Consider the following 12,868-nt stretch of genomic DNA (forward strand, 5'->3'; position numbering starts at 1 on the left):
TCCTGGAACGGGGGAGCACCATGACCGCAACGGATGCGATCGACTGGAACGATCTCCGCGGGCGCGCCCGCGAGGCGATGGCCAAGGCGTACGCGCCGTACTCGGAGTTCCCCGTGGGCGCCGCGGCGATCGTCGACGACGGCCGCATCGTGAGCGGGTGCAACGTCGAGAACGCCTCGTACGGCGTGACCCTCTGCGCGGAGTGCTCGCTCGTGTCGGCACTCGTGATGTCGGGCGGCGGCAAGCTCGTGGCGTTCACCTGCGTCGACGGCCACGGCGCGGCGCTCATGCCCTGCGGGCGCTGTCGGCAACTGCTCTACGAGCACTCCGCCGAGGGCATGCTGCTCGACACCGTGTCGGGAATCAAGACCATCGACGAGGTGCTGCCCGACGCGTTCGGCCCGCGGCAGCTCGCCGAATTCAGAGGAGTGAAGTCATGAGCACCGTCGAACCGTTCGACGCCGTCGACCTGATCCGCGCCAAGCGCGACGGCCACGAACTCGAGACGCCCGAGATCGACTGGCTCGTCGACGCCTACACGCGCGGCTACGTCGCCGACGAGCAGATGTCGGCCATGACGATGGCGATCTTCCTCAACGGCATGACGCGCCGCGAGATCCGCGACCTGACGATGGCGATGATCGCGAGCGGCGAGCGCATGGACTTCTCGGGGCTCGGCAAGCCCACGAGCGACAAGCACTCCACGGGCGGCGTCGGCGACAAGATCACCCTGCCCCTCATGCCGCTCGTCGCGACGTTCGGCGTGGCGGTGCCGCAGCTGTCGGGCCGCGGGCTCGGACACACCGGCGGCACGCTCGACAAGCTCGAGTCGATTCCGGGATGGCGCGCCGAGATCACGAACGACGAGATGTTCGCGCAGCTCCGCGACGTCGGCGGCGTCATCTGCGCCGCCGGCGCGGGCCTTGCACCGGCCGACAAGAAGCTCTACGCGCTCCGCGACATCACGGGCACGGTCGAGGCGATCCCGCTCATCGCCTCGTCGATCATGTCGAAGAAGATCGCCGAGGGCACCGGTGCGCTCGTGCTCGACGTCAAGTTCGGCTCGGGCGCGTTCCTCACCGACATCGACCGCTCGCGGGAACTCGCGCGCACCATGGTCGAGCTCGGCGAGGACGCGGGCGTCGCGACCTCGGCGCTCATCACGAACATGAACGTGCCGCTCGGCCTCACGATCGGCAACGCCAACGAGGTGCGCGAGTCGGTCGAGGTGCTCGCCGGCGGCGGTCCGTCGGATGTCCGTGCGCTGACCGTGGCCCTCGCCCGCGAGATGCTCGCGCTCGCGGGGCAGCCCGACGTCGATGTCGAAGCAGCACTCGACGACGGACGGGCCATGGACACCTGGCGACGCGCGATCCGCGCTCAGGGTGGCGACCCCGACGCCCCGATGCCGGTGGCACGGGAGCAGCACGTCGTGACGGCCGAGCGCGACGGCGTGCTCGTCGAGCAGCAGGCCCTGCCGTTCGGCATCGCCGCCTGGCGTCTCGGCGCGGGGCGTGCGCGCAAGCAGGACCCGGTGCAGCACGCGGCCGGCATCGACCTGCACGCCAAGCCCGGCGATGTCGTGCGCAAGGGCGAGCCGCTGTTCACCCTGCACGCCGACGAACCCGCCCGTTTCGCGCGGGCCCTCGAGTCCGTCGAGGGTGCATGGCGCATCGGCGACGCGGGCGATCCGATCGAGGACGGCGGCCCCCTGATCGCCGACCGCATCGGCCGCTGACGACGAACGCTCCGGCCCGGGCGCGCGTGGCGCAGACCCGGGCGTCTCGTCGGCTTCGCCGGTGCTTCCGTGTCCGGATGCGTCGTGCGCGCACGGGTTGCTTCGAGATTGCCGAGACTTCGCGGGCGCCCTGTCGCTATCGTTGACACGTGAACACGATTCCGACGGAGTACCGCCTCGAAGGCGACGGCACGAACATCCAGGCGCTGCCGAAGATCTCGCTGCACGACCACCTCGACGGCGGCCTGCGGCCGCAGACGCTCATCGAGCTCGCCGACGAGATCGGCCTCGAGGTGCCGGCGACCGATGCCGAGAGCCTCGGCCAGTGGTTCGCCGAGCAGTCGAACTCGGGTTCGCTCGTTGAGTACCTGAAGACCTTCGACCTCACGACGGCCGTCATGCAGACTCGCGAGGGACTCACTCGAGTCGCCCGGGAGTTCGTGCAGGATCTCGCGGCCGACGGCGTGATCTACGGAGAGATCCGTTGGGCGCCCGAACAGCACCTCACGCGGGGTCTCAGCCTCGACGAGACCGTCGATGCCGTGCAGGCCGGCATCGAGCAGGGCATCGACGACGCGCGTGCGCAGGGCCATGGTGTCCGTGCCGGTCAGCTCATCACCGCGATGCGCCACGCCGATCGCGGCCTCGAGATCGCCGAGCTCGCCGTGCGTCACCGCGATCGCGGTGTCGTCGGATTCGACATCGCAGGCGCAGAGGCGGGCTTCCTGCCGAGTCGTCACCGCACCGCGTTCGACTACCTCGCGAGCCAGTACCTGCCGGTCACCGTGCACGCCGGCGAGGCCGACGGGCTCGAGTCCATCCGCAGCGCCCTGTTCGACGGCCGTGCACTGCGTCTCGGTCACGGTGTTCGCATCGCCGAAGACCTCATCATCGATCGTCAGGACGACGAGAACACCTACGTCTCGCTGGGCCCGATCGCGCAGTGGGTGCGCGATCGTGAGATCGCGCTCGAGACGAGCCCGTCGTCGAACCTGCAGACGGGCGCGATCGCGGCGTGGGGCGACGAGCTCATCGACCACCCGTTCGACCTGCTGTACCAGCTCGGCTTCCGGGTGACCGTCAACACCGACAACCGTTTGCAGTCGGGCACGACGCTCACCCGCGAACTCGCGCTCCTGAGCGACGCCTTCGGCTACGACCTCGACGACTTCGAGACGTTCCAGCTCAATGCGGCGGCGGCGGCGTTCCTGCCGCTCGACGACCGCGAAGAGCTCGCGGAGCTGATCCAAGACGGCTTCGACGACGCCTGACACCTGGATGCGATCGACCGCCCCGCACCAGCCTGCATCATCCTGAACGGACCCCGATGACCCTCCCGCCGCTCCCCGACGAAGCGATCGTGATCAAGGCGCACGTCGACGACTGGCGCGCCGCCGTGCGCGAAGCCGGCCGCGCGCTCGTGCGTTCGGGATCGACCCGCTCGGAGTACGCGGATCGGATGATCGCGGTCATCGAGGAGTTCGGTGCCTACGTCGTGATCGCGCCGGGCCTCGCGCTCGCGCATGCCAGGCCCGGCCCCGACGTGCGCCGCGAGGGGCTCGCCGTCGTCACCCTCGCGGAGCCGGTGCCGTTCGGGCATCCGCACAACGATCCCGTGCGGGTCGTGGTCGGCCTCGCCGTGTCGAACGCCGAAGAGCATGTGGCCTCCGTCGCGCGACTCGCGAACGCGTTCAACGACAGCGGCGTCGTCGGTCGCATGGCGCGAGCCGAGACGGCCGACGAGTTGCGTGCGCTGCTCGGCTTCGATGGAACGGCGGAGGCGGGGGCGTGAAGATCATCGCCGTCTGCGGACTGGGTATCGGCACCTCCGCGATCCTGAAGGTCAACGCCGAACGCGCCCTCGATCGACTGGGACTCACCGCCGACGTCGACGCCAGCGATCTCGCCGGCATCGCCACCGCGGCCGCCGACGCACAGGTGATCCTCACGTCGAGCGAACTCGCCGACGCCGTGCGCGCGGCGATCGGCCGCAGCTTCGCCGAGATCGTCGAGGTGTCGAACTACTTCGACGTCGAGGAGATCGGCGCGAAGCTCGAGATCTCACTCGGCTGACGCGGTCGTGAACGTCGTCCGAGTCGGCAACGTTCACGATGCGACGAGCTCCCGCTACGCGACGAGCTCTCGCTATGCGACGAGCTCCCGCATGCCCGCATCGAGCGTCGAGATGGCAGCGGATGCCGCGGCGCGACGCTCTGCCACCGTGCCGGTCTCGGACACCGCATCGAGGTAGACCTTGAGCTTCGGCTCGGTGCCGCTCGGGCGCACCATGACCCGGCCGCCGCCCTCGAGGACGATGCGCAGCACGTCGGACGGCGGCAGCTCGCCGAACCCGTCGGCGAGGTCTTCGATGCGCTCGACCCGGATGCCGCCGATCGACGCGGGAGGCTCGGCGCGGAGACGCGACATGATCTCGCCGATGCGGGAGAGCTCGGTCACCCGGATCGAGATCTGGCCGGAGTCGTGGCAGCCGAACCGTTCCACGAGGTCATCGAGGTGATCGGCGACGGTGCGCCCCTCGGCCTTGAGCTGCGCCGCCAGCGAGAGGAAGGCGAGGCCGGCGGAGATCCCGTCCTTGTCGCGCACGGTGCCCGGGTTCACGAGATAGCCGAGCGCCTCCTCGAATCCGAAGACGAGCCCCGGTGCGCGCGAGATCCACTTGAATCCGGTGAGCGTCGCCTCGAAGTCGAGGTCGTAGGCCCTCGCGATGGCCTCGAGTCCGGGGGAGGAGACGATCGAGCACGCGAGCGCGCCGTTCGGGCCGGAGTCGCCGGCGACGGCGGCAGCACGCTCGGCGGCCTGCCAGCCGAGCACGAGACCCACCTCGTTGCCGGAGAGACGTCGGTACCCCGATTCGGCGGCGAGGTCGGGGATCGCGATCGCGAGCCGGTCGGCGTCGGGGTCGTTGGCGACGATGAGCTCGGCGTCGACCTCCCGGGCCCGGGCGAACGAGAGATCCATCGCGCCCGGCTCTTCGGGGTTCGGGAACGACACGGTCGGGAACGCCGGGTCGGGCTCGATCTGCGCCTCGACGAGCGAGGGGGTGTCGAAGCCCGCCGCGGCGAGCACGCTCGCCATGGTCTGCCAGCCGACGCCGTGCATCGCGGTGTACACGACGCGCGGCTGCGCCGCCGGGGGAGCGGACACCTGCGCGGTCAGGCGGACGTACTCGTCGACGACGGACTCGGCCGCCGTCTCGAACACGCCACGGGGCAGGTCGGGCACGAGCCGGGTGTTGGCGACGCGCTGGATCTGCGCAGCGATCTCGGCATCGGTGGGGGCCACGATCTGCGAGCCGTGATCGTCGCCGCCGAGGTACACCTTGTAACCGTTGTCGTTCGGCGGGTTGTGCGATGCGGTCACCATCACACCGGCGGAGACGTCGAGGTGACGCACGGCGAACGCGAGCACGGGAGTCGGCAGCAGGCGAGGCAGCAGGATCGCGCGCACGCCGGCGCCCGCCATGATCTCGGCGGTGTCGCGTGCGAACACGGCGGAGTTCTTGCGGCCGTCGAAGCCGATCACGATCGACGGCGTCTGCCCGAGCACGGCGTGCTCGACGAGGTGGGCCGCGAGGCCCGCTGCCGCCTGGGAGACGAGGACCCGGTTCATGCGGTTCGGACCGGCCGCGATCTCACCGCGGAGCCCCGCGGTGCCGAAGGCGAGCCGCTGGTCGAAGCGATCGGCGAGCTCGGCGGATGCCGCGCGGTCGCCGCCGCGCACCGCGTCGACGATCGCCGAGAGCTCGGCGATCGTCTCGGGGTCGGGATCCTGGCTGATCCACGCCTCGGCGAGGGCGATGCGCTGCTGGTCGGCGTCGGTCTGCGACATCCGCTGCCCCCTAGAGTTCTGCGACGATCTTGGCGAGCAGGCTCGAGATCACCGGTTCGGCCGTGCGACCGGCCTCGATGACCTCTTCGTGGCTCAGCGGAGTCGTCTGGATGCCCGCTGCGAGGTTCGTGATGAGCGACATGCCGAGCACCTCCATTCCGGCCTGGCGCGCGGCGATCGCCTCGAGTGCCGTCGACATGCCCACGATGTGGCCGCCGATGATCTTCGCCATCTGCACTTCGGCGGGCGTCTCGTAGTGCGGCCCGCGGAACTGGCAGTAGACGCCCTCGTCGAGCGTCGGGTCGATCGAGTGCGCGAGGTCGCGGAGCCGCTGCGAGTAGAGGTCGGTGAGGTCGATGAAGGTCGCGCCCTCGAGCGGCGAGTCGGCCGTGAGGTTGATGTGGTCGCTGATGAGCACGGGGGTGCCGGGCGTCCAGTGCTCCTTGATGCCGCCGGCGCCGTTCGTCAGGATCATCGTCGTCGCGCCCGTCGCTGCCGCGGTGCGCACGGAGTGCACGACGCGGCGCACGCCGTGGTCTTCGTAGTAGTGGGTGCGGGCGCCGATGACGAGGGCGCGCTTGCCGCTCGGCAGCAGCACCGAGCGCAGGGTGCCGACGTGGCCCTCGAGCGCGGGCTTGGAGAATCCGGGCACCTCGGTCGCGGCGATCGTGTGCGTCGTCTCGCCGATGAGCTCGGCGGCGCGGCCCCAGCCGCTGCCGAGGGTGAGGGCGACGTCGTGGCGCTCCACCCCGGTGAGTTCTGCGATGCGCTCGGCCGCGAGGGCGGCGATCGCGAACGGGTCGGCAGTGGGGTCGTCGAGCGGATTCTGAGCGTGCATCATCCCACTCTAATGAGCGGCGGATGCGTCGGCGAGAGCGTGCTCGTTTGCTGGCCGGAGCGTGACAACTGGCAGAATGTGAGCATGGCCTATGAGTTCGAGCGCACCCAACGTATTGCCGTACTCGGAGGAGGGCCTGGAGGCTACGAGGCCGCACTCGCCGGCGCGCAGCTCGGGGCGGAGGTCACGCTCATCGAGCGCGCCGGTGTCGGCGGCGCGGCGGTGCTCACCGACGTGGTGCCGTCGAAGTCCCTCATCGCGACCGCAGAGGCCTCGAACGCCGTCAAGGAGGCCGCCGACCTCGGCGTGCAGTTCTTCGCGAAGGGCGACTCCGAGAAGGCCGTGAAGCCCAACGTCGCGATCAACCTCGCCGCCGTGAACAAGCGGCTGCTCGGCCTCGCCGCCCAGCAGTCCGAAGACATGCGCGGCAACCTCATCGAGGCCGGCGTGCACCTCGTGCAGGGCGAGGGGCGCCTCGATGGACCGAACGCGGTCATCGTCTCGACCGCGAAGGGCGGCACCGACTTCGATCGCATCGAGGCCGACACGCTCGTGATCTCGGTCGGCGCCTCGCCGCGGGTGCTCCCGACGGCGGTCCCCGACGGCGAGCGCATCCTCACGTGGACCCAGCTCTACCACCTGCAGGTCGTGCCCGAGCACCTCATCGTGGTCGGCTCCGGCGTCACCGGTGCCGAGTTCGCCTCGGCGTATCGGGCGCTCGGCGCGAAGGTCACGCTCATCTCGAGCCGCGACCAGGTGCTTCCGGGTGAAGACGTCGACGCGGCATCCGTGATCGAGAAGGTCTTCAAACGCAACGGCATGAAGGTCATGAACAAGTCGCGCGCCGAGTCCGTCGTGCGCGACGGCGACAGCGTCGTCGCGACGTTGACCGACGGTCGCGAGGTGCGCGGCAGCCACTGCCTCATGGCGGTCGGCTCGGTGCCGAACACCCTCGACCTCGGCCTCGAAGACGCCGGCGTGCAGCTCTCCGAGAGCGGCCACATCCGCGTGAACCGGGTCGCGCGCACCTCGATGCCGAACATCTACGCGGCCGGCGACTGCACCACGTTCCTGCCGCTCGCCTCGGTCGCCTCGATGCAGGGCCGCACCGCGGTGTTCCACGCGATGGGCGACGTCGTGAACCCGCCCGAGCTGCGCAACGTCACCTCGAACATCTTCACGCAGCCCGAGATCGCCACGGTCGGCTGGACCGAGAAGGAGATCGAGGAGGGCGTCGTGCCCGGCGTCGTCTACAAGCTGCCGCTGGCGTCGAACCCGCGCGCCAAGATGATGGGCATCCGCGACGGCTTCGTGAAGCTCTTCGCGTCGAGCGGTTCGGGTGCGATCATCGGCGGGGTCATCGTGGCCCCGAAGGCGTCCGAGCTCATCTTCCCGCTCGCGCTCGCCATCGAGCACCGGCTCACCGTCGACCAGTTCGCCGAGGCGTTCCCGGTCTATCCGTCGCTCAGCGGTTCATTGACGGATGCCGCGCGGGCCATGCACGTCGTACGCTGAGGTTGCAGCGCCGCGGGGGCGGCGCGCCGTTCTCTGGGGGTAACGATGAACCTGCGAGTGAAATCGGTCGAATCGTCGATCGCCGATTCTCATGACGAGGAGCGGAGCCTGAAGCGCTCGCTCGGCACCTGGGACCTCGCCCTCATGGGCATCGCGGTCGCGGTCGGCGCCGGTATCTTCTCGGTCGGCGCGCAGGCCGCGGCGAACTTCGCCGGCCCGAGCGTCATCGTCTCGTTCGTGCTCGCCGCCGTCACGTGCGGGCTCGCGATCATGTGCTACGCGGAGTTCGCCTCGACCGTGCCGGTCGCCGGCAGCGCCTACACGTTCACCTACGCGACGATGGGGGAGCTGCTCGCCTGGATCATCGGGTGGGACCTCATCCTCGAACTGTTCACCGCAGCGGCGGTGCTCGCGAAGTACTGGGGCGTCTACCTCGGCGAGGCGCTGCTCGCGTTCGGCCTCCCGTTCCCGTCGACGTTCCAGCTCGGCGGCATCGAGGTGAGCTGGCCCGCGTTCCTCATCGTGGCGGTGTTCACGGTGCTCCTCGTCGCCGGCACGAAGCTCACGGCGCGCGTCGGCGCGGTGTTCACGATCATCAAGGTCGCGATCGTGCTCTTCGTGATCGTGGTCGGGTTCTTCTTCGTCAAGGCGGCGAACTTCACGCCGTTCATCCCCGAGTCGGTGCCCACCGAGGGCGGCGCGACGGATGTCTGGACGCAGTCGCTGTTCTCGTGGATGACGGGCGCCGCACCCGCGCAGTACGGCGTCTTCGGCATGCTCTCGGCGGCCGCGCTCGTGTTCTTCGCGTTCATCGGCTTCGACGTCGTCGCCACGAGTGCCGAAGAGGTGCGCGACCCGCAGAAGCGGCTGCCGCGCGGCATCTTCATCGGACTCGGCATCGTGACGCTGCTCTACGTGCTCGTGTCGATCGTCATGACCGGCATGGTCTCGTACACCGAACTCGCCGCTGAAGAGACGCCCTCGCTCGCGACCGCCTTCCGGCTCGTGGGGCAGGACTGGGCGTCGGCCGTGATCTCGCTCGGCGCACTCGCCGGACTCACGACGGTGATCATGATCATCCTCCTCGGACTCTCGCGCATCGTCTTCGCGCTCAGCCGCGACGGGCTGCTGCCGCGCTGGCTGTCGAAGACCACCGAGCACACGAAGACGCCCGCCCGCATCCAGATCATCGCGGGCACCGTGGTGGCGTTCGTCGCCGCGTTCACCGATGTCGGACTCCTCGAGGAGATGATCAACATCGGCACGCTCTCGGCCTTCGTGCTCGTGAGCATCGGCGTCGTGGTGCTCCGCCGCACCCGCCCCGACCTGCAGCGCGGGTTCCGCGTGCCGTGGTCGCCCGTGCTGCCGATCCTCTCGGCGGCGCTTTGCGTCTGGCTCATGTTCAACCTGACGACGCTGACGTGGGTGCGATTCCTCGTCTGGCTCGCCATCGGGATCGTCATCTACCTGCTGTACGGCCGTCGTCGCTCACGGCTCGGACTCGAGCTGCGGGTGAGCGAGGTCGAGCTGCCCACTGCGCAGGGCGCAGAGCCTCCGCAGGGTTCCTGACGAGGCAGGGCTCGACGCAGGAGGTCGCCCCCTCGGGCGAGCGACGTACGCTCGGCGGTCTCGTCCGAGCGCCTTCGCGCCCAGGACGCAACGATGTTGTCAACATCGTTGCGCGAGAGTCGTCGTCCGCGGTACTGTCCGATTGCAGCATCCGTTCGCCGGCCGGTACCGCACATCGAGAGCGCTGACGGCCACCTCAGACAACGACGTTCCAGGAGGCACGATGTACGACGACGAATCGACCCCGACCGCGAGCAGGGCGGGAGCGCTCACGCGTCGCACCCTCCTCGGCGTCGGCGCCGCCGGCGCCGCCGGCGTGCTGCTCACCGCGGGCGCGCGCCCCGGCGCCGCCGTGCCGGCCTCCTACAACCGCATGTGGGACACGATCGTGATCGGGGCCGGAGCCTCGGGCCTCGGCGCCGCTCGCGTGATCGCCGACGCCGGCAAGCGCGTGCTCGTGCTCGAGGCACGTGATCGCATCGGCGGTCGCATGTGGACCGACCGCACGTCGATGGGCATCCCGATCGAGCGCGGCGCGGAGCTCGTGCACGGCACCACGGTCTCGACGTGGGGGTTGATCGACCAGCTCGGCCTCGCCACGCACCGGCAGACCGAGATCCACTCCCGGCTGACGCCCGAGACTCCGTGGACGAACGCGTTCGACTTCGAATCCCTGCATTTCCCGCTCGGCGCTCCCTCGTACCCGAACGGGCTGCCCGACCCGGTCGACGGCGAGACCGCCCTGGCCTGGCTCGAACGCGTCGGCATCCCGCCCGAGAACTACTCGACGGCGCTCGCGGCGATCGAAGTGGACTCCGAGCAGTTCGACGTGCTTCCGGCGTGGTTCGTCGTCGACACCGTGGTCGCGGGCCTCGAGACGCAGGATCTCTCGGGGCCGATGCCGCCCGAGGAGTACGGCGACTACCGGGTGATCGGCGGCTACAACCAGGTGCTGCAGCCGCTCGTCGCCGGCCTTCCGCTGGTGCACGGCGCGCGGGTGCACACAGTCGAGCATCGGGCCGGCCGGGTCGACGTGCACTCGAGTGCCGGCTCGTTCAAGGCCAAGACACTCGTGGTCGCGCTGCCCGGCGGCGTGCTGAAGCACGGCGACATCACCTTCGATCCGCCACTGCCCGCCGACAAGCGCGACGGGTTCCAGGAGATCGAGTACCTGCCGGTCTTCAAGGGCATCCTCGAGTTCGCTCATCCGGTGCTGCCCGAGGACCACCCGCTGCCGCGGGCGTGGGACATCATGACGACGTTCTCGAAGAACCCGCCGAGCCTCTGGAACGGATCCGTCGGCACCCCCGGCTACGGCGGCGAGGTCATCGTCGCGTGGATGACCGGGGGCAAGGCCCAGGACCTGCTCGACCTGCCCGAGGCGGAACGGTTCCAGGCGGCGCTCGACAACATCCGCACCGCTGTCGGCGACCAGGGCCTCCAGTACGTCAAAGCCTCGACCTACGACTGGTCGAAGGACGAGTTCGCCAGGGGCGCCTATCCCGGCCCCTTCTCACGCCGCAGCGGCCTGAACGCCCCGATCGACGGCACGATCTTCTGGGCGGGCATGGTGACCAGCACCATCCACTCGTCGCGGAACTCCGGCGTGACGGCAGCGAACGCGACCCTCGCCGCGCTGGCGCTGCGCTGAGCACCACTCCGTCGTGCGGCGCGATCGACCCGAACGGTCGCGCCGTACGACGGGTCCGGCGGGGCGCCGTGCCGACCCGCCGGCGCCGCTCCACCGACCGATCCGTCTCTCCGTCGACCGATCGACTGCACCACTGCACCACTGACCGATCCGCTGCACCACGCACCACGACGATTCAGGAGGCAGTACCGATGCTCGACCATGAAACGAACCGTGCCACGAGCCGGACTCGAGGCAGCGGCATCCTGACCAGGCGAAGCCTGCTCGCAGCAGGTGCCGTCAGCGCGGCGGGACTCCTGCTCACCGCCGGCGCGAAGCCGACGCCCGGCGACTGGCAGACCCGCACCTGGGATGCGATCGTGATCGGCGCCGGAGCCGCCGGCCTCGGGGCCGCGAGAACCCTCGCCGACGCCGGTCGGAGCGTGCTCGTGCTCGAGGCGCGGGGTCGCATCGGCGGGCGCATGTGGACCGACCGCACCTCGATGTCGATCCCCATCGAGCGCGGTGCCGAGCTCGTGCACGGCAGCACCGTCTCGACGTGGGGGCTGATCGACCAGCTCGGGCTGGCGACGCACCGGCAGACGAAACTGTTCGGCAGGCTTCGGCCCGAGACGCCGTGGATCGACGGGTTCCACTACGAATCGTGGCACTTCCCGCTCGGTGCGCCCCCGTATCCCAACGGCCTGCCGGCGCCGACGGCCGACGAGACCGCGTTGCACTGGCTGCAGCGAGTGGGCATCACGCCCGACAACTACCCGATCATGCTCGCCGCGATCGAGGTGGACGCGGAGCAGTTCGACGTGCTGCCGGCCAAGGAAGCCGCCAAGACGATCGAGACGGCGCTCAAGTACCAGGGTCGCACCGGCCCGATGCCGCCCGAGGAGTACGGCGACTACCGGGTCATCGGCGGCTACGACCAGGTGCTCCAGCCGCTCGTCGCAGGCCTCCCGCTCGTGCTGAACGCGCCCGTGCACACCGTCGAACACGGGCCGGGCCATGTCGAGGTGCACACGAGCCGAGGCACGTACTCGGCGAAGGCCCTCGTCGTCGCGCTGCCGGGCGGCGTGCTGAAGCACGGCGACGTGGTCTTCAACCCGCCACTGCCTCCAGAGAAGAGCAACGGCTTCCAGGCGATCAGCTACCTGCCCGTGTTCAAGGGCATCCTGGAGTTCGCACACCCCGTGCTCCCCGTCGGGCATCCGGTGCCGCGCGGGTGGGACATCCTCACGACGTTCTCGAAGAACCCGCCGAGCAACTGGAGCGCCTCGGCAGGCACGCCCGGCTTCGCCGGCGAGATCATCGTGTCGTGGATGACCGGCGGCAAGGCGCAGGAGCTGCTCGACCTGCCCGAGTCGCAGCGCTTCGCCGCTGCACTCGACAACCTCCGCACGGCGGCCGGTGACCAGGGGCTGCAGTACACGAAGTCGTCGACCTACGACTGGTCGAAGGACCAGTTCGCACGGGGTGCGTACCCCGGACCGTTCTCGCGCTGGAACGCCAACGGCCTCTATTCGCCGATCAACGACACGATCTTCTGGGCCGGCATGGTCACCAGCACGATCGACTGGTCGCGTGACACCGGCATCAGCGCCGCGAACGCGACACTCGCCGCGCTGGCGGCGCGCTGACCGAGCGGCGAGCGAGCATCGCCGTGCGGCGCCTGATCGGGCGCCGCACGGCGGTTCACGTGCGGTGGGGGTGAGGGGCC

11 protein-coding genes are annotated in these 12,868 nt (G+C 69.8%); 9 read left to right on the top strand and 2 right to left on the bottom strand.

Translation table 11 applies throughout. The annotated features are described in order from the left end of the window. Positions 1-20 precede the first annotated feature (20 nt). The 5 genes from JOE59_RS03480 to JOE59_RS03500 all read left to right on the top strand — a co-directional run bounded on the left by JOE59_RS03480 (position 21) and on the right by JOE59_RS03500 (position 3,811). Positions 21-440: a cytidine deaminase gene (locus JOE59_RS03480; protein ID WP_074258542.1), complete on the top strand. Its 420-nt coding sequence runs from the start codon at positions 21-23 to the stop codon at positions 438-440. Then, a complete protein-coding gene (locus JOE59_RS03485) occupies positions 437-1,738 on the top strand; it encodes a thymidine phosphorylase (protein WP_204458950.1) in 1,302 nt (433 codons plus the stop codon). Before JOE59_RS03480 ends, JOE59_RS03485 begins: the two co-directional genes overlap by 4 nt. A gap of 149 nt (positions 1,739-1,887) precedes the next feature. After that, the gene (locus JOE59_RS03490) at positions 1,888-3,009 is read left to right on the top strand and encodes an adenosine deaminase (protein ID WP_307836934.1); all 1,122 of its coding nucleotides are present in this window, start codon (positions 1,888-1,890) and stop codon (positions 3,007-3,009) included. A 56-nt stretch (positions 3,010-3,065) separates the two neighbouring features. Beyond that, the gene (locus JOE59_RS03495) at positions 3,066-3,530 is read left to right on the top strand and encodes a PTS sugar transporter subunit IIA (RefSeq protein ID WP_204458951.1); all 465 of its coding nucleotides are present in this window, start codon (positions 3,066-3,068) and stop codon (positions 3,528-3,530) included. Next, positions 3,527-3,811, top strand: a complete 285-nt coding sequence (locus tag JOE59_RS03500; protein ID WP_204458952.1) for a PTS sugar transporter subunit IIB — start codon at positions 3,527-3,529, stop codon at positions 3,809-3,811. Before JOE59_RS03495 ends, JOE59_RS03500 begins: the two co-directional genes overlap by 4 nt. A 72-nt stretch (positions 3,812-3,883) precedes the next feature. On the opposite strand, the gene JOE59_RS03505 is transcribed toward JOE59_RS03500, so the two are convergent. After that, positions 3,884-5,587 carry a phospho-sugar mutase gene (locus JOE59_RS03505; protein WP_204458953.1) on the bottom strand — a complete coding sequence of 568 codons (1,704 nt, stop codon included), beginning with the start codon at positions 5,585-5,587 and terminating at the stop codon, positions 3,884-3,886. Between the two features lie 10 nt (positions 5,588-5,597). Next, complete coding sequence (locus JOE59_RS03510) at positions 5,598-6,425, bottom strand: purine-nucleoside phosphorylase (protein WP_204458954.1); 828 nt, start codon at positions 6,423-6,425, stop codon at positions 5,598-5,600. An 84-nt stretch (positions 6,426-6,509) separates the two neighbouring features. Here JOE59_RS03510 and JOE59_RS03515 point away from each other — a divergent pair, with 84 nt between their 5' ends. The 4 genes from JOE59_RS03515 to JOE59_RS03530 all read left to right on the top strand — a co-directional run bounded on the left by JOE59_RS03515 (position 6,510) and on the right by JOE59_RS03530 (position 12,788). Continuing rightward, positions 6,510-7,940, top strand: a complete 1,431-nt coding sequence (locus JOE59_RS03515) for an NAD(P)H-quinone dehydrogenase (protein WP_204458955.1) — start codon at positions 6,510-6,512, stop codon at positions 7,938-7,940. A 45-nt stretch (positions 7,941-7,985) separates the two neighbouring features. Continuing rightward, complete coding sequence (locus JOE59_RS03520; protein ID WP_179550653.1) at positions 7,986-9,509, top strand: APC family permease; 1,524 nt, start codon at positions 7,986-7,988, stop codon at positions 9,507-9,509. Between the two features lie 223 nt (positions 9,510-9,732). Then, positions 9,733-11,160, top strand: coding sequence for a flavin monoamine oxidase family protein (locus tag JOE59_RS03525; protein ID WP_204458956.1), 1,428 nt, complete (start codon positions 9,733-9,735; stop codon positions 11,158-11,160). Between the two features lie 191 nt (positions 11,161-11,351). Further along, entirely contained in the window at positions 11,352-12,788 is a 1,437-nt protein-coding gene (locus JOE59_RS03530) for a flavin monoamine oxidase family protein (protein ID WP_204458957.1), read from the top strand. Positions 12,789-12,868: the final 80 nt, after the last annotated feature.

This window comes from Agromyces cerinus, from assembly GCF_016907835.1.
Taxonomy (GTDB): domain Bacteria; phylum Actinomycetota; class Actinomycetes; order Actinomycetales; family Microbacteriaceae; genus Agromyces; species Agromyces nitratus.

Bases quoted from the DNA above. Each gene is read 5' to 3' on its own strand.
- JOE59_RS03505 (WP_204458953.1), bottom strand. From the start codon at position 5,587: ATGTCGCAGACCGACGCCGACCAGCAGCGCATCGCCCTCGCCGAGGCG.
- JOE59_RS03525 (WP_204458956.1), top strand. From the start codon at position 9,733: ATGTACGACGACGAATCGACCCCGACCGCGAGCAGGGCGGGAGCGCTC.
- JOE59_RS03515 (WP_204458955.1), top strand. From the start codon at position 6,510: ATGGCCTATGAGTTCGAGCGCACCCAACGTATTGCCGTACTCGGAGGA.
- JOE59_RS03485 (WP_204458950.1), top strand. From the start codon at position 437: ATGAGCACCGTCGAACCGTTCGACGCCGTCGACCTGATCCGCGCCAAG.
- JOE59_RS03510 (WP_204458954.1), bottom strand. From the start codon at position 6,425: ATGCACGCTCAGAATCCGCTCGACGACCCCACTGCCGACCCGTTCGCG.
- JOE59_RS03495 (WP_204458951.1), top strand. From the start codon at position 3,066: ATGACCCTCCCGCCGCTCCCCGACGAAGCGATCGTGATCAAGGCGCAC.
- JOE59_RS03520 (WP_179550653.1), top strand. From the start codon at position 7,986: ATGAACCTGCGAGTGAAATCGGTCGAATCGTCGATCGCCGATTCTCAT.
- JOE59_RS03530 (WP_204458957.1), top strand. From the start codon at position 11,352: ATGCTCGACCATGAAACGAACCGTGCCACGAGCCGGACTCGAGGCAGC.
- JOE59_RS03480 (WP_074258542.1), top strand. From the start codon at position 21: ATGACCGCAACGGATGCGATCGACTGGAACGATCTCCGCGGGCGCGCC.